General features: G+C 50.6%; 12 protein-coding genes. 3 read left to right on the forward strand and 9 right to left on the reverse strand.

The annotated features are described in order from the left end of the window. The 3 genes from IPN95_12780 to IPN95_12790 all read right to left on the reverse strand — a co-directional run bounded on the left by IPN95_12780 (position 1) and on the right by IPN95_12790 (position 3,875). Positions 1 to 1,275, reverse strand: a complete 1,275-nt coding sequence (locus IPN95_12780; GenBank protein ID MBK9450260.1) for a beta-lactamase family protein — start codon at positions 1,273 to 1,275, stop codon at positions 1 to 3. Positions 1,276 to 1,371: 96 nt separating this feature from the next. After that, on the reverse strand, positions 1,372 to 2,361 hold the full coding sequence (locus IPN95_12785) for an RNA ligase (ATP) (GenBank protein MBK9450261.1): 990 nt from the start codon (positions 2,359 to 2,361) through the stop codon (positions 1,372 to 1,374). A gap of 293 nt (positions 2,362 to 2,654) precedes the next feature. Next, positions 2,655 to 3,875, reverse strand: a complete 1,221-nt coding sequence (locus IPN95_12790) for a porin (protein MBK9450262.1) — start codon at positions 3,873 to 3,875, stop codon at positions 2,655 to 2,657. Between the two features lie 230 nt (positions 3,876 to 4,105). Here IPN95_12790 and IPN95_12795 point away from each other — a divergent pair, with 230 nt between their 5' ends. Then, complete coding sequence (locus IPN95_12795) at positions 4,106 to 5,782, forward strand: formate--tetrahydrofolate ligase (protein ID MBK9450263.1); 1,677 nt, start codon at positions 4,106 to 4,108, stop codon at positions 5,780 to 5,782. A 252-nt stretch (positions 5,783 to 6,034) separates the two neighbouring features. Next, complete coding sequence (locus tag IPN95_12800) at positions 6,035 to 6,328, forward strand: hypothetical protein (GenBank protein ID MBK9450264.1); 294 nt, start codon at positions 6,035 to 6,037, stop codon at positions 6,326 to 6,328. Positions 6,329 to 6,692: 364 nt separating this feature from the next. Here the strand turns inward: IPN95_12800 and IPN95_12805 are convergent, their stop codons facing one another. Further along, positions 6,693 to 7,529 (reverse strand): hypothetical protein, encoded by an 837-nt coding sequence (locus tag IPN95_12805; protein ID MBK9450265.1) that lies wholly within the window; start codon positions 7,527 to 7,529, stop codon positions 6,693 to 6,695. Between the two features lie 251 nt (positions 7,530 to 7,780). Here IPN95_12805 and IPN95_12810 point away from each other — a divergent pair, with 251 nt between their 5' ends. Beyond that, positions 7,781 to 9,853 (forward strand): DUF2341 domain-containing protein, encoded by a 2,073-nt coding sequence (locus IPN95_12810; GenBank protein MBK9450266.1) that lies wholly within the window; start codon positions 7,781 to 7,783, stop codon positions 9,851 to 9,853. A 371-nt stretch (positions 9,854 to 10,224) separates the two neighbouring features. On the opposite strand, the gene IPN95_12815 is transcribed toward IPN95_12810, so the two are convergent. From IPN95_12815 to IPN95_12835, 5 genes are all read right to left on the reverse strand, one after another. After that, positions 10,225 to 11,142: a hypothetical protein gene (locus IPN95_12815; protein MBK9450267.1), complete on the reverse strand. Its 918-nt coding sequence runs from the start codon at positions 11,140 to 11,142 to the stop codon at positions 10,225 to 10,227. A 38-nt stretch (positions 11,143 to 11,180) separates the two neighbouring features. Then, positions 11,181 to 12,677 (reverse strand): T9SS type A sorting domain-containing protein, encoded by a 1,497-nt coding sequence (locus IPN95_12820; GenBank protein ID MBK9450268.1) that lies wholly within the window; start codon positions 12,675 to 12,677, stop codon positions 11,181 to 11,183. Positions 12,678 to 12,773: 96 nt separating this feature from the next. Next, a complete protein-coding gene (locus IPN95_12825; GenBank protein ID MBK9450269.1) occupies positions 12,774 to 14,048 on the reverse strand; it encodes a T9SS type A sorting domain-containing protein in 1,275 nt (424 codons plus the stop codon). Positions 14,049 to 14,189: 141 nt separating this feature from the next. Next, entirely contained in the window at positions 14,190 to 15,515 is a 1,326-nt protein-coding gene (locus IPN95_12830) for a T9SS type A sorting domain-containing protein (protein ID MBK9450270.1), read from the reverse strand. 6 nt (positions 15,516 to 15,521) lie between these two features. Continuing rightward, positions 15,522 to 16,724 (reverse strand): T9SS type A sorting domain-containing protein, encoded by a 1,203-nt coding sequence (locus IPN95_12835; GenBank protein MBK9450271.1) that lies wholly within the window; start codon positions 16,722 to 16,724, stop codon positions 15,522 to 15,524. Positions 16,725 to 16,847: the final 123 nt, after the last annotated feature.

The following is a 16,847-nucleotide window of genomic DNA, read 5'->3' on the forward strand; positions in this document are numbered from 1 at the left end:
TCATGAATTGGCTTCCAATTTTGCATGCGCTGCCATAAAAGACCTGTAGAATTTAAAAAAATCTGGTGGCCCTTCTGCTTGGCCCGGGCAAATCGCATTAAAAAGGAAACAAACTCCAATTCCTGCTTCCCGATCGAATGCCATTTCGCTGCGGTAGTTGTTGACGTTGCCGCCGTGACAGACAATTTTCTGATCACCCAAATCGATGATGCGCCAACCTGCTCCATAGTATGAGGCAAGCGCACCTTCCCAGCGGTTGGCAAATGCGCGGGACTGTGTCTCTACACGCGGGAAAAACGTCGAATCCAGCACGGAATTGTTGGCGACATCGGGGCGTTGTCCCAACAAGACTTTCAACCATTTTCCCATATCGCTGATCGAAGCGGCGACGCCACCCGCCGACGGCGCGCTGAAATACTTGGAATTGAGCGGCATTGGGTGAAAGTTGCCTTGTCGGTCGTTGCTATGCGGCAAAGCCTTGTTGGCGGCAGCAAACCATTCCGATTCCCGAATCGTAGCGTCGATCATGCCGGTTTTGCGGAAGATGTAGCTCTCCACAAGATCAGGATAGGGTTTCCCTGTCCGAATTTGCAGGATATCCTCCATCAAGGAAAACGAGAAATTTTGATAGGCAAACACGGTTCCTTCGGCACCGATGACAGGCACGGTTTCCAAATCGCAAAGAATCGCCCTTCGATCCTCATTTCCCTCTACTTTTCCTGTAAAGGTATGCCTCGGGAGCCCAGTCGAATGCGAGAGCAAGTGCCAAACCCGGATCCGCTCTGTCTGCGCGGAATCGCAAAGCACGAAATCAGAGAGAATATCCTTGACACGCTCGTCAAAACGGAGTTTTCCTTGCGCTGCCACCAAACTTGCGATCACGCCGGCAAAGCCTTTGGACAGACTGCCGATCCGAAAGCGTGTGTGAATATCTACCTTGGCGGTATCGCGCGTGGAGCGCAGGCCATAACCTTTCTGGAAAATCACCTGACTGTCTTGCACAATCACCATGGCCGCCCCCGGACATTTCGTCGAATCCAGCTTTTTGGAGAAAATAGAATCCCATTCGGCAACGAATTCCTCAAAATTTTCAGCAGTCAGTTTTGCGACCTTTGGCAAATCTTGCGGCGATTCTGCTTGATGTGCGAAAGGTTGGGTGACCGGGGCAGTTTTGTCTTGGCAGCCAAACAACAAGGTCAAAAGGAATCCCACAAAAATGCGCAGCAAATGCGGTAGGTTGCGTTGAGGATGGGCGAATGGAGTCGAATTGAGCATTTTCCGACCGAAAATTAGCCACAAATGGATTCAACTGCAATGAATGCGCAAAGGATTTCGGGAGAGACTTTACCAAAATCCTTCGTTGCACATCGCTCAATGGTCGTGTTTCAGCAAAAACTCCGGATTGATGGCCTTGAAAGAAACCCGGCCGATGCTGTCTCTTTGCTCGTGCAATGGTCGGATGACCACGCCTTCGCGTTCCACCTTGAACAAGGTGCTGTTGCCTGTTCCCAATTCTACGAGTGTCGGAATATCGTTCACGAGCGTGTAGGCGCGGTCGAGCACGGGCACGGGCGTCAATTCCATCGCCTTCATGGCTGCTTCAAATTCGGCAAAGTCATAAAAGCGGTAGTGATCGATGTCAAAGGCATTGAAGAAAAACACCGTTTGCCCGCGGAGTTTGTAGAGATTTCCTTGGATGCCTTCGCCGACGATTTCGCCTTGGAGTGCGTGGTTGCCGCCCAATGCGCGCAGTTTTTCCTCGACCTTCAGCATTCGGGCCACTTTCCAGAGGCTGTTTTCATCGGATTCCAGCAATTCAAGATTGCGTGAGCAAACCCCAAATTCGCCGTCTTTCAAGTAATAAGTTACAGAGCTACCGTCCAGTTTTTCAGTGACATAACAGAGGGTGCCGGTAAATTTGTCGAGCAGCTCTTGCAAGACTTGTACCCGCGTTTCATCGGTTTTGGGAATAAAACTTGGAAATCCGCCTTTCATCACCCCTGCAAGGGAGGCTGGAATCGGTGGCTCATATTTGGTGATCTCGAGGATGTCGGTGACGTCTGCACCTTCGGCAATTTCGGTTCCGGCAGGCAAAACGCTCAGCGGGAAACAGATGCCTTGTGAAATTTCCCCGCGCAGGCGGATGGTGCGAATGCGCATTCCACGGGCCTTGAGGAATTCAAATTCAGGGCGGTCGGGGAGGAGGGAGTCAATCTCGCAGTAAACGGCAAGGTCTCCGATTTGGAATTCGCCTTTTTTTACGACGAGCTGCCAACCGAGCACCGTTGCTTTTTCAATGGCATCCGCGCCGGCAATGGGAGCAAGATCTTTGACACGTTGAATGGAGGCTAATGTACGCATGTTGAAAGGATGGATTTGTATGCCTTTGCGCTTGGCCGCTGCGGCAGGATTTCAGGTGTTTTCCAAGGGAGGCAAAGGTAAGGTGGTAAAGTGGAATGGTCGTAAGCATTCGTTTGAGTGGTCTTGAATGTAGTCTGAATGGAATTGACAGCGTTTCTATGACCCTACCAGACAAACCGACGAGTCCATCGCAGCGCTACGTTACCACGCTGAAAGGGCGGTTGTTGCTACAAATTTTGCAACGCATCAAAAGAAACGCCCTGTAGCGTCCATTTTTGAAGGAATGAGATGGCTCAAAAATTAACTTGGGCTTGCAATCTGAGCAAATTACCTTGCTGTAGATTGTCTTGCAAGAGGTAATCTTCGTACCGACGTTTAGAGATCGTGTACATGGCAACAAGCTCAAATTGCTTGAAAGGCTGCCATTCGACACCGAATTCCAGCTCTCTTACACTGTAACTCCGGGCATCTCTTTCATGCTTTTTGCCGCCATCATAGGTATGTGCACGAGCAAAAGGGATCAAAGTATGGCTTTTAATCTTGGCCATGTAACTGAGCGTGACGTAACCACCTTTGAGCGATTGCACTTCGATGGAGTCGGTCAATTTGTTGAATTCCGGGCCCCGACCAATATTGTATTCCGCTTGAATGCCAAAGGGTTTTGGATATAGGACAAAAGAGGCGGCAGCACGTTGGTCGAGATAGTCGCGATCCTCAAGGTACTTTACGCCAGGACTTAGATTCGAAGATGGGAGCGCGTACTTTCCGGTATAAGCCTGAACGCCAGCCTCGATAATTTGGCTCTTGACTTTCATCGGGTAGCTGAACCTCGCAATCAAATGCGGTTGATCGTTGAGCTCGAGGGAATTTGCAGTTTGGCCATTGTATGCCCCGAGACCAATCACCCCGTAATCTCCGCTTCCCTTGAGCCCGGAGTTGACCAATTCGGTAAACAAGGTGCGCTTTTCTTTGGGGGCCCAGTAGAAAAAAACACCCAAATCGCGCTCGTTTGCAACCGCGCTGTTCATGGCATCGTGCCGGTCGAGCGGCAAACGATTCTGACTGGATTGCATGTTCTCAAAGCCAAATGGAACCTTGCTTTGGCCAATTCGAAAGCGGAATTCATTGTCTGCGTCAATGCCTACATCAAAGTAAGCATCGCGCAATTGCCCAAAATGTAGGCGGTCGCCCGATGCACTGCTGGCAAAATCTGGCTGCACATAGATATATATCCGTTTAGCAACCTGCCCGCTAAAAATCAGACGTACCCTTCGCAGGAAAAAACCACCTCCTTTACCCCAAGATTTATCGCATTGCTCGCATCCCAAATCTTCATTGGTTTCGAGCAATCGGTTATACCGAACCTGTGCATAACCTCGCAGGGCAAGGTTTTCATACCATTTTTTGGGGGGAGCCTCAGGTTTTGGGGCAGGTTTTGTCCCCGAGGAATCAACTTGCGCAGGCAAGCAAAGGTGCAACAACAGCGCCAACGTCAAGAGACTGAAGTGTTTCAATTAGGTTGAATAATTGTGAACGAATAGTTACAAAAGTAGGAAGGTCGCTTTGATCGAGAAAATCTAAAAACGCGATTGTGCATAAGATCGATGGTCATCCACATTTTTGTGGATCAAGGTCTTCGCCTCTCTACAGCGTCAATTGAGGATCAAAGGCCTCCCAAACTCCAAAAAAGTCCTATCTTCATCCCCAATTCATCCAAAAAGAAAGAAAAATGGCTGATTCGAAAATGACTACCGATCCAGACCTCGCCATCGCGCAGGCCGCTACTTTGCGCCATATCAATGATATCGCCGCCAAAATGGGCATTTCGGCGGAGGATTTGGAACTGTATGGGAAGTACAAAGCCAAGCTCCCCTTGCACCTCATCGATGAGGCCAAAGTCAAGCAACACAACCTCGTACTTGTGACCGCCATTACGCCCACACCCGCAGGCGAGGGCAAAACCACGACTTCGATCGGCCTCACCGAAGGCCTCAACAAGATTGGAAAAAAGGCAGCCGTAGTGCTCCGCGAACCATCGCTTGGCCCTGTTTTTGGCGTCAAAGGCGGTGCAGCAGGCGGCGGTTATTCGCAGGTAGTCCCGATGGAAGACATCAACTTGCATTTCACCGGTGACTTTTCTGCCATCGAAAAGGCCAACAACTTGCTTGCAGCCCTGATCGACAACAACATCCAAGATGCCGAACGCTCCTTGGACATTGACCCACGTACCGTTGCCTGGAAACGGGTCATGGACATGAACGACCGCGCTTTGCGCAACATCGTTGTCGGATTGGGCGGCAAAGCCGGGGGCATGCCCCGCGAAGAGGGCTTCAACATCACTGCCGCCTCCGAAATCATGGCGATTCTCTGTCTGAGCAAGGATTTGACCGATCTCAAGACCAAAATGGGCAATATCTACGTCGGGGATACCTTCGCCCGCAAAGCGATCTACGCCCGCGACCTCAATGCCAACGGTGCCATGGCGGTCTTGCTGAAGGATGCCATCAAACCCAATTTGGTACAAACGCTGGAAGGCAATCCTGCCTTCATTCATGGAGGGCCATTCGCCAACATCGCCCAGGGCACCAATTCGGTGATTGCCACCAAGATGGGCCTCACGATGTGCGAATATGCGGTGACCGAGGCTGGGTTTGGCGCGGATTTGGGTGCAGAGAAGTTTCTGGACATCAAATGCGGCTATTCGGGCTTGTCACCGAAGGCCATTGTGCTTGTGGCCACCATCCGGGCACTCAAATACCATGGCGGCAAGCCGCTCGCCGAGCTTTCGCAACCCGATCCGGAGGCGCTGCGCAAGGGCTTGCCGAACTTGGAAAAGCATATCGAAAACATCCGCATGTACGGCGTGCCGGGCGTGGTGAGCATCAACCGCTTCAGTGCAGATACCGCAGAGGAAATCAAGATCGTGATGGACCGCTGCCGCGAACTCGGCGTCGGCGTTGCCCTCAACGAAGGCTGGGCCAAAGGCGGCGAAGGCGTCCAAGACCTCGCCCGCGAAGTCGTCAAAGCAGTTGAAAGCTGCACCGGACCCTACCGACCCGTCTATGACTGGAACGATCCCGTCGAATACAAAATCGAGGCGATCTGCAAAAAGGTCTACGGAGCCGGATCGGTCGTTTTCGGCAACGATGCCAAGTCTGATTTGCGCAGAATCAAGCGTTTGGGCTTGGAGCATCTGCCGGTTTGCGTAGCCAAAACCCAAAGCAGTTTTACGGATGATCCCAAGATTTTGGGCCGTCCATCGGGCTTTGAAATGACCGTGCGGGAAATCGAAGTCGCCGCCGGCGCTGGCTTCATCATTCCGATCCTTGGAAATATGCTGAGAATGCCTGGTTTGCCAAGTATCCCAAGCGCCGAAAAAATCGACATCGACGAAAACGGGAAGATCTCGGGACTGTTTTGAGGATGGAGAATTAGAAATTAGCAGTTAGCGGTTAGCAGTTAGCAGTTTTGGTTGTTGAATTAGGCAACAACTTCACTGCTGCCTGCTACTTTCTAACTACCAACTACACTTGGGCTTTTCACTTTTCACTTATAACTTTTCACTTTCCCTTGTGGATAAACATTTTTCTTGCATCTGCTTGACAATCAGTAATTTTTTACGTAGCTTGTTCATTATTGCAATTTAATTTTCTCACCCTTATTCGTCAGAGCTATGAGTGTTGCTGAAAGAAAAATCGTTACAGTTGCGAAGGAGCAAGTCAATCAACTGCGTTTTCCATCCAATGAAGTGTTGAGCAACAAAGACGACATCAAGAATCGTCGCATGGACCTTGAGCGGGCACTGACACTTGGAAACTTGGAAAAAGGCAAGGTACAGATCGTTTTTGAGGACGATGGCGGCTTGAAAATGGTCGAGACGACAATTTGGTCGTTGACCGATGAGCGGGTCATCCTCAAAGGAGATACTGGAATCCCCATGCGTCGGGTGCTGCAGGTGATCGCCTGAATTTCCTTTGTTGAAGGAATGCCATAAACGTGCTATTTGGAAGATCAACGTAGGGAAGCCTTGATGAGCTCTCCCTAAGTGGCTACCTAGCGAATGCGAATGAAGTAGATCGGCATATTTTTGCGTCGAATGATCAAGTTCCGTCGTTCGAAATGGCTGCCCATGCGCAGTTCAACGCGGTATTCGCCATCGGGAAGCTTCCCGATCCCATTTAGTGGTGTGTCATCGATACCTGATTGGGCTTGCGAGGTTTAACGGAAATTTGCCCGGTGATCAGCGTCGCGAATCGTCACAGTTGGATTGGCGGTGTTCGGTTCTGGAAAATCGAAGAAGGCTTGATCCTCTCCCAAATCAGGCGACGGTGTCAATGAACTCGTATCGGACTTTTCAGTTGGCTGCCAAAAGCATTGAGGCGTCCACAGCACTCCTTCGCATCGCCAATTTCCACAAAATCGACGGCAACAAAATTCGGGAAATGGCCGGTCGTGCTCCAAGCTTCCAAGGCATGGTCGAGGACGTTGCCCCGTGCATTCGCGACGATGGCGCTGTCCCTGCGCCCGACACCAAACTTGCGATGGGTAATGAAGTGGTTCAGCAAAAAAAGCCGGTTTGTGCTGTCTCCCCGGTTGTGCCGCGTGTCAAATTCGGCGCGGGAATGGTTGGAATAGCGGTTTTCCGTGGCAAAGTCCCAGACGGGATGCAACCACGGATAGGGATTGCCGCGGTCTTTTTCCGAGAAGATGACCAAGCGATGCCCGGCGGTGATCATTTCCTGCAGTGTCGGCCAATCCTGAACAGCGTTTTGCGTGTGGAGATGGGGGAGGAGTCCTGCTTTTTCGACCTCGGAATGCATTTGTTCGGGCGTGATGTTGCTTTCAAATATGATGCTCAAGACCTCGTTCGGATGCGTTTCCAGAAAGCTTCGAATGGCAACCAAATCCTCCTGCAATGGCCGCTTTCCGAGAATTTTGTTGCCGTGGTACAACACCGCATGGTCCTTTTTCCAGTAGACATCGAGCATCATTCCGCGTACACCGAGATTCAGTTGTTCGGCAATTGACAATGTCTGATTGGGCAACCGGTGATCGCCCTTGATGTTGTACGCATTGTGCGTGTAGAGGAAGCAGACTTGATCGAATCTTCGGTTGCAAAGCGCTGAATCACCGTTGCATTGGGCGAATGAGACGTGACAGACAGCCATCATCAAAAGAAGAGAAAGCAAAAATCGGGAGAAACGGGGGTGATGACGCGGCACGAGAGAGATTTTATGCGAAGATAGGATTCTAAAACGGTCATCCATCGTACGCATCTTCTTGCTGTCTATGCGTATTTTGGAGTGGCACACAAGCAGCGCAGGTGGTGGATGACAATTCAAAAACTTATCGGAAATTACAGAAATATCTCTGAAATTAGGGTTGTTCATTGAAATCACTTTCTTCAAAAAAACACGATATGAAAAAATCAATTTACACGTTTTTCTTTGTCTTACTGTATGTCTCTGCGTTTGCGCAACCGCAAGGTTGGTCGCACAAGCGGGTGATTCAGGTGACGGAAAACTCCGGCACTACGGTCACGAATTATCAGCTCAAACTCTACATTGATACACAGACGGAAATCAACGCGGGTCGCATGCTTGCAAGCGGCGATGACATCCGCTTCAGCACCGATTGCGAGGCCACGACGTTGCTCAATCATTGGATCGAAGGTCCGATGAACGATGACTCTACCGTCATTTGGGTGAAAATTCCTTCGCTGCCCGCCAACGGCACGACCTCCATTTTCATGCAGTACGGCAATCCATTGGCTACTTCCACATCGGCGATCGTCGGTTGTTTCATCGGACCGCATTCGTCGACGGATAGCGTTGCGTCAGGCAATGCCGGTGGTGCACAACTTTCCCAGCGCGGATTCCGGTTTGCACCCACGCAAGATATTCTGGTTCAGTCCTTTGGAAAGCGTGAGCCGACAGGGACAACTCGCTATGTGACCTTGTTCAATTTCACTACACAAGCCATCCTGCGTCAAATGCAGGTCTCCGGTCCAGCGGCCCAATACAGCTACGGCGCTTTGACATCACCGATTTGGCTCACAACCGGCACCCAATACATCCTGGAATTGTACCAAGGAACCGGCGATGGGTATTATTTTGGAACAAGTTCCGCGATTGGGCAGCACCTCACTTATTTGGACATGCGTTACTGCAACAGCTGCACACAAAATACCTTTCCCACCAATACGCTGAGCAACTATCACTACGGCTATCCCGACCTTTGGTATTTCACCAAAAACAACGTCTCACCTGCCCCAACGGCGGTGATAGGGGCCGTATTGCCAAGTCTCGCTGCCCAGTTGGTGGATGTTTTCGCTTGTAAAGGGGATAGCTTGACCTTAAACTCTGCGATTACAGGAAACCTCGGCGCCACCACTTGTCTTTGGACGCCTTCGACGGGACTCAACAATCCCTCGGATTGCAATCCGATGATGGTTTTGGACAGCACAGTGGCCTTTTCTTTGACGGTATCCGATTCAGCTGGTTGTGCCAGCAACGATTCGATTTGGATTTTCAACAACAGTCCTACCATCGCTGTCAGCTACGACTCGACGGTGATTTGTGCCGGTGATACGGTCGATTTCGAAGCTTCAGGAACAGATTTTTATACTTGGGGGCCGGGCGGATCATTGAGCGCCACTTCGGGTGATTCCGTCCTTGCATTCCCTTCGGCAACGACCCTGTACACGGCGATCGGAACCGATTCTCTTTCCGGTTGCACGGATACAGTTTCGTTTACTTTGAATGTCTCGACCGTCATGGCAGTGGTCGTGCTCGGCCCGTTGAACATGTGCGAAGGCGATACGCTCACGCTCACCGTATCTGGCGGCGATGCCTATACTTGGTCACCGGGAACGAGTCTGAGCGACACCCTCGGCAGCACCGTGCTTGCCACCCCTGCGAGCGACATCACCTACTTTGTGACCGCTTGGGATACCGTCAACAATTGCTCTGCCACAAATTCGATTGATGTGTTGGTACATGCCAATCCGGTCGTGACCTTCGAATTGTTGGATCATTTCTGCGACATTGATCCTGCTGTGCAGCTCACGGGCGGTTCGCCCGCAGGCGGCACGTATTCAGGCCCTTCTGTGAATGCAGGCATGTTTGCGCCTGGAACTGCAGGTGTGGGTTCGCACGTGCTTACCTACACCTATGCGGACTTGAACGGCTGTGAAGGCAGCGACACCGCAACTGCGATCGTGGATGTTTGTATCGGTGTGACGCCGGGCGTCGAAGTTTCCTTCACCGTCCATCCCAACCCCTCCAACGGTGTTTTCACGATCACGATGGGCGACAATCCGGAGGAAACCTCCTTCCGTGTGGTAAATCTGATGGGGCAGGTCATTCGTACGGGCAAGGTTGAGTCTGGCAAGACATTGCTGGATCTTGAAACACAGCCCGCCGGACTTTACATCCTCACTGTCGAATCACTCGGTTTGCGCAAAACCTTCAATCTGGAGATTCTGCGCTAAGCGCACGATTTCGTAGAATGATTCAAAGCCGTTTGCCAACCTTCTGTGTTGCTCAAAGCAGCAGCTGGAAAGGTTGGCAAACGGCTTTTTTATGGTCTCAAGATTCAAGCCATGCCTTCCAGACAACGCCCCTCCCTTTTCCATTCGAACCAAAGTTCAATTCCAGCCTATCGAAAGATGATCACCTTCCCAAAAGCTCCCCTGAAACGATGGAAATCCGGTAAAATAAATCCCCCTTTTCAAGGCTTCGGGAATTGGAATCCTGAGTTCAGACCCCGATTCCTCGCCCGAAATTCGCAATTGAACGCCGCCTTGAAGGTCAAAAAGGGAAAATTCGAATTCGCCGATGGCTGTGGGGCTTTGCAGGCGAATCAAGTCTTTGGCTGGATTTTGGACCAATTGGATCGTGGAATGATGTTGCACGCTTCCAACCTCCCCAAAGCCCCAACATTTAAAGCATCCTTTGCCGCCATCACATCGCCTTGCTCGTAGAAATCGACCGTCAGGAAGTTGGGACGTTTGCCGGTGGCTGCCCAGCAACCCATGGCGCGGTCGGTCAGATAGGGATTGGCATTCACCGCTGCTGCCGAGTCAAGCAGTCCGTAGCCCAACGTTTGTTGGGTCACGAAGTGATTCAGAATGAACAGGCTTTTTGTGCTGTCGCCGCGGTTGTAGGCGCAGCTGAAGTCGCTGCGGCTGTAGGCGGTATAGTCGGTTTCGACGGCGTAGTCCCAGACATAATGGTACCATGGATAGGCCTGACCGTCATTGACATCGGTGAAGACCACCAGGCGTTTGTTGGCGGTGATCATGTCGCCGAGGGTGGGCCAAGCACTGCCTTGCGGTTGCGCGTGGACGTAGGGAAGCAGGCCCGCGGCGTCAAAAACGGCATTCATTTGCGCCGCGGTAATGTAACATTCGAAGATAATGCTCATCACCTCGTTGGGATTGGCGTCCAGAAAGACCTTGATGTCATCGAGCAAGCCGCTCAACGGTTGAGTCCCAAGGAAATTGCTGCTGTGGTAGACCGTAGGACGGTTGTTGTACCAATAAACATCGAGCATCAAACTGCGAATGCCATCCTGCATTTGCCGGGCGATGTCAAAGCTTTGATTGGGAAATAGAAATGCACCTTGGTAGTTGAAAGCATTGTGGGTCGTGGCATAACAAACCTCATCAAAACGACGGTTGCAAAGCGCTGGATCGCCGTTACATTGTGCAAAGAGCATTCCTGCAGGATGAATCAATAACATCACTCCCAGTAACAACAAGCCGATGGACTTTCTCATAGCCCATGAAGTTAATAAAAAGCAGACGGAAAGTTGACTTAGTGTTGCACGATGATCTTGCCGGAGGCAAAGCCGCTTTCTGTTGTGAGTCGGTACACGTAGGTTCCGTTGGCAAGTACGGAAGGTAGGGGAACTTCGATGTCCTTCAATCCTTGCGAAGTCTGTAGGGATTCCATGCGCAATCTTCCTTCCAAGTCAAACAGTTGAATTTGGACTGGTTCAGAAGGCAATAGCTGCATATTGAATTTCAAAACTTCACTTGCCGGATTGGGATAGGCCGTGATCCCCAGAAGTTGCTGCCCTGCTTCAATCCCGGTGAAAAATTGTCCATAAATCGCCCGACGGTCAAATTCAAAAACGCCATTGGTCCATACTTCTCTCTTGATTTCCGTGGTTTGGCCCTGGTTATCATAGGTATAGAATAGATGTATCCCTCCACCGAGCGTGAAACCGGAGTCATAATTGTAGATTTCTTCGAGAACCCGATGGCCATTGGAGTCGTTTTTCCTTTTGTACATCCAATTGGTTGTGATATCTGCGTACAGCTGTCTGTAGCCTACCTCATGGAAACTTTCGTAAGGGAAATAGTTTCTTTCATAGAATAAAAATTCCCCGGGTTGGAGGTTGGGCGAACCAACGACGCAAGCGTAGTAGAGTCCTTTTTCGTAGTTGTGCCATCCTGTGTAGGATTGTTCCAACCACAGGTCCCAACCACTCCCGTCAAACCAAAAATGCTGTGCCGTTTGCAGGTTGCGATTCGGAAAGTAGGAATAGAGCAACCTTTCCTGGGGTTGCCAATTTCCTCCATTCCAAGCTGCCATCGAAAATTCGATCTCAAGGCTGTCGGCGTTGTAGGCGCTGACCTCCATGCGGAAGTTGCGCCAAGAATGTGTCATGAGATTGTATTTTTGAACCGTGAGCGTATCGATATGGTTGCCAAATGCATACGAATAGAGGGTACGCTCAAGTTGAAAGGTGTCCCAGCTAGATCCATTCCACAGCTCAATTCCAGTCATAGTCGTATTTCCAAAGGTATCATAGCTCAGCTGTGTGCGTTTGTAGTTTTCCCAACTTGTTCCATTCCATGCCAATTCAAGGTTCTCGATGGCATTGCCAGCATTGTCATAGGCATAAACTTGGTGGCGCAACTGTACGAAATTCCCGTTGTTGTACGCCAACTCCAATTGGTCTAGACGTTTGCCGTCAATGCGGTAATTGTAGTTGTATTGGGTCGAGGTGTCCCAATCACTGTCGAATGCATTCCAAATGAAAAACTGGATGAGGCCGGGCATTTCCAAATGGTGGGTGACACCGGCGGCTTTGCTGGATGCAACAGGTTGGATTTTTGCGTGAAACGGCGCGGTCGACGGTGGCCGCATTGTACCAAAACCATTGTCAAAATCCGTGCTTTGGGGCATCTGCCGGACTGGCCAAAGAAAGGGCTCCAACGGGTCCGATGAAATTGGCGCTTGGCCCGAGACAATACCCAAGGACAGCGCGGCGAGCAAGGCCGATAAGGTGATTTTACGCAACATAGAGGTCCAATTTTCAAGGGTGATGAAAACTGGCAACGGCGAAAGACTTTCCAAATTGGTCTTTTCTACCGAGATTCCAATATGAAATGCGAATTATCAGCGAAGTATATTCAACTTCCCGCACGCATTGCCTTCTTGCGTGGATATTCTGTATGAATAGCAGCCATTTTCCATCGTTTCGGGGAGTTGGATATTGATCGGGCCGCCTTGCAGGGCACTGATCCGGGTCTGCAGGCGCAATTGCCCACGCAAGTCATAGATTGAAATCTCCACCAGCCCCTTGGGCGCGGTTTCAAACCCAATGGTCAAATGCTCGGCGCAGGGGTTGGGGTAAACCGAAGTTTGGATTTTGAATTCCACCGCATCCGATTGGCCGGTAAAAAACGTCGGATAGGTGCGACGCCCAGCGAAACGGTAGATGTATCCGTCAAACAATTCATTAATCACCTCGGTGGTACGGTCCTGATTGTCATAGGTGTAATGACTCAGGAAGCCCGAACTTTGTTGCCAGGCGCCGATCCAGTCAAAGCTTTCGCTCAGGATTTCATGTGCATGTGCATCGTAGCGCGTCACATCTTTGGTGGTGCTGTCCCAACTCACACCATTCCAATCATCCCAAACATAGGTCGGACTGTCATAGGCCCCGAACGTACACCGGAAACGTGCCACATCTTCCCATCCGCTGCCGCCATAGGCTTGGTTGCGTGCGGCGTAGGCGAGTTCCTTGTCGAAATCATACCAAAGCACGTCGACAAAACGCTCGTCGGGTTGCCATACCGAGCCATTCCAGAAGTAGTAGGTCGTCGTATCCCAAGATGCCACTGTGGGGAAGTTGTATTCGATGCGCCCCGAATTTTCCCAAACATGGGCAGTGCTGTCCCAGAATTCCTCGGTGTACATGGAAATGCGATCGGTGAACACGTAGCTGTAGGTATTGCGTTGACCGTAAGCAGTGTCCCAGTTTTGTCCCGTCCAGTAGTAATTCAGGAATAATGTATTGTTTCCCAGCCCGTCGTAGGCCATTTCGGTGCGGTAATCCTCCACCCAATTGGAACCATTCCAGAGCCAGGACGTTTCCGAACTTTGCTTTCCCGGGCTGATGTAGGTGAACTCACTGCGGCGTTGCGGCACAAAACCGTTTCCATTGTACTGCTGCCCGATCCGTTCCGTCAGGTCTCCGTTGACGGAGTAGGTATTGGTTTCCATGTACACACTGTCCCATGCCACTAAGGAGTCATGCCAGACAAACTGATAGCATAATTCGGGAAAATCTTCATGGGAAGCCGTTTTCTGCGAAGGCTGAATCGTTTTCCCGGATGCAGGCGACCATGGAAGCCAAGCATGCTGCGCTTGAAGGATTCCAACAGACAAACACAAGAGCAATAGGGAAGTAAAGGCTAAACGCATTGAATTTTCGGATACATTGAAGTAGAACAACAACGATAGGAATTCGCTTTTGAGGAAGGCGAACACCTTCACAAAATTAGTTCATTTTTCAAGACGAAGGAGACCTTAACGCTGCAAGATCCACGTTCCGTTTGCAGTGCCGAGCCGGGAAGCTACGCGGTAGATATAAGTTCCATTTTCAAATCCATCCGGAATGGAGATTTGCACCAAGGCTTGCGTCGCTGCGTGGGTGACCAAACGTAGCCGGCCCGTCATGTCGTACAGACAAATCTGAACCATCCCGAGATCCTTTCCCGAAAACTTGAAGTTGACCGGAGCATTGCCTGACGAGGGATTGGGAAACACTTTCATGTGGATGCTTTTGTTTTGTTCCTCAGGGGATTCGGTGAAAAAATTGGCGTACACCTGCCGGTTGTCATTCACATAGATCATGCCGCTGTAAAAAGCTTGCGTCACTTCGAGCCTTTCGCCTGAAAGTCCATAGACATAACTTGTGAGGAGGCCGTCGGTTTGCGTCCAAGCGCCGGTCCAACGATAGCCTTCGTTCAAAATCTCATTGCCTTGGGCGTCATAGTTGAAAAGGAATTTATCCGCCGGATCCCAAGTCGTGGCAAACTTTTCATAAATCCATTCTTGGCTGTCGTTTTGCGAATAGGTCACACGATACCGTTGCAAATTTTCCCAAACTGTGGTGTATTGCTCAAATCTTCCGGAATCGGGCTGATTTTCGGAAAAGTCGTGCCAACCCAAGCCCACGATACGCCGATCGTTGGCCCAATTGCCTTGCAATGGCAGGTAGCCCGTCACGGTATCCCAACGATTCTGATTGTCAAGCGAATATTCTATTTTGTATGTGGGGTACCAGCCAACTCCGATTTGGTAGCTTTCTTGTATGACCGAGGCGATCTGCTGCGAAGGATGATACGTATAGGAAGCGCGGTATCCCGACGAAGTGTCCCAACCAATGCCATTCCACGTTTGCCCGATGCTCGAGGTCAGATTTCCATAAGGGTCGAATGTCCGCAAAAATCGGTAGCTCGGGTCCCAATTGCTGCCGTTCCAGCGCTCGGCAAGCGTCAGGGTGTCAAATCCCGACGTGGTGTAGGCATGCGTCTCGCGAAAATCATTGAAGTAGGTTCCCGAACCGTAAAGGCCGATTATGCGTTCGATCACCCGGCCATTGGGATCGTAGGCATAGGTGGTTTGGGAAGCGGTATCCCAAACATCCGGCCCCGAATTCCAATCAAAATTGATGCAGGACAGCGGATAATCAACCTGAATCGCTGCTTGCTTGGAATTTTCAACATTCGGTGCTGGATGTCGGCACCATGCATGCCAGGTAGATTGTCCAAGCAAGAGGCTATTCGGCAGCAGCCATCCCGCAAAAAAAACGAGCAGAAACAAGTGTAAAGCCTTGGGATTCAATTTCATGAATTTTCAGCGACGCAGTTGGATTTTCCCGTTTGCGCTTCCTGATTTTGAAGTCACACGGTAAATGTAGTTTCCGTTTTCCAAGGTTTCCGGCAACAGGAGTTGGATTTCGGAGGGGGAGCCACTTCGGAGGTTGCGCAGCCTGCAAAGCCCATTCAGGTCAAACAATTCAATCAAAACCGGTCCGACCATCCTCTCTTCCAACTTGAAATTGCAGAATTCGGTGGCAGGATTAGGGTAGGCAGTCAAATGGAAATTCTGGGATTCGACCTCCGTGACGCCGACAAACCAATCCGAATAGACATACTTCATCGCATTGATATAGCCATGCTGCGGATCCCATTCCCGCTGCACGAGTTGCTGCGTTCGACCCATGCTGTCACGCACGTAGTCGTAATAACGGCCATTGGTGACGCTCCAGATGTTGCCCTGCAATTGACTTTCCTCCGAATGGATGAGTTCATCGTCGGTGTCAAAAAATGCCCTTTGGCGCGAAACGGTATCCCAAAAACTGGTAAAATTCTCGGTGTAACAATCCGAATCCAATCCGCTATAGGTGCAGGTGGTACGTTGCACGTCGCTCCATCCGCCATTGGGAAGTTGCGTGACGAAAGCTGCACTTTGTCCAAGGGAAAAGTTGTTCCAAACCATGTCGACCTTCCGACCATTGGCCAGCCAGTTTCCGTTCAGGAATTGAGAGTAGGTTACGGTATCCCATTCCAGCAAGGAAGAATAGCTGTATTCCGATTTGTTTTGCGGAGCCCAATAACTCCCGGAAGTGATGGTCGTCCAGCTGGAAAATTCTTCGCTGCTGATGGCGCCGTTGGGAAGATGGGTGCGCAAAGTCCTGCTCCCACTGATGGTGTCCCAATCCATTCCTGATTGTGTATTTGCCCAGGAAAAATGAAATTCCAGACTATCTTTTCCCGATTGATCATAGTACAACATCTGCCGCTGTGCATTGGTGTAGGTGCCGCTTCCCCAAGTTTGTTGGATATGGCTCGTTTGCCTTCCAGCGGTATCATACGCATAAAGGTGGCGGGAATGCGGTTGAAAACCCAGCGTCGGCTGAGGCTCTTCGTGGATCACTTCCGTCAACAAGCCATCCCCTGAATAGACATACGTTTCGCTCCAAATTGAATCCCAGCGCGACTGATTGTACCACCAGTAGGCGATGCAAGCCGTCGGTTGTTCATCGTGAAGTGCCATTTTTGAAACCTCTTCGAATGGCTTTGTTTTCTGTGCCCGGACTGAATTTTGCAGGAAAAGCGCACACAAAACGGCCAAAACGCCGAAGCATCGGCGCAGCCAAACTTGCGTGGTGGGATGGAG

The organism is Bacteroidota bacterium (assembly GCA_016718825.1).
Taxonomy (GTDB): domain Bacteria; phylum Bacteroidota; class Bacteroidia; order J057; family JADKCL01; genus JADKCL01.

Bases quoted from the DNA above. Each gene is read 5' to 3' on its own strand.
- IPN95_12815 (MBK9450267.1), bottom strand. From the start codon at position 11,142: ATGAGAAAGTCCATCGGCTTGTTGTTACTGGGAGTGATGTTATTGATT.
- IPN95_12800 (MBK9450264.1), top strand. From the start codon at position 6,035: ATGAGTGTTGCTGAAAGAAAAATCGTTACAGTTGCGAAGGAGCAAGTC.
- IPN95_12830 (MBK9450270.1), bottom strand. From the start codon at position 15,515: ATGAAATTGAATCCCAAGGCTTTACACTTGTTTCTGCTCGTTTTTTTT.
- IPN95_12780 (MBK9450260.1), bottom strand. From the start codon at position 1,275: ATGCTCAATTCGACTCCATTCGCCCATCCTCAACGCAACCTACCGCAT.
- IPN95_12810 (MBK9450266.1), top strand. From the start codon at position 7,781: ATGAAAAAATCAATTTACACGTTTTTCTTTGTCTTACTGTATGTCTCT.
- IPN95_12820 (MBK9450268.1), bottom strand. From the start codon at position 12,677: ATGTTGCGTAAAATCACCTTATCGGCCTTGCTCGCCGCGCTGTCCTTG.
- IPN95_12835 (MBK9450271.1), bottom strand. From the start codon at position 16,724: ATGGCACTTCACGATGAACAACCGACGGCTTGCATCGCCTACTGGTGG.
- IPN95_12795 (MBK9450263.1), top strand. From the start codon at position 4,106: ATGACTACCGATCCAGACCTCGCCATCGCGCAGGCCGCTACTTTGCGC.
- IPN95_12785 (MBK9450261.1), bottom strand. From the start codon at position 2,361: ATGCGTACATTAGCCTCCATTCAACGTGTCAAAGATCTTGCTCCCATT.
- IPN95_12805 (MBK9450265.1), bottom strand. From the start codon at position 7,529: ATGGCTGTCTGTCACGTCTCATTCGCCCAATGCAACGGTGATTCAGCG.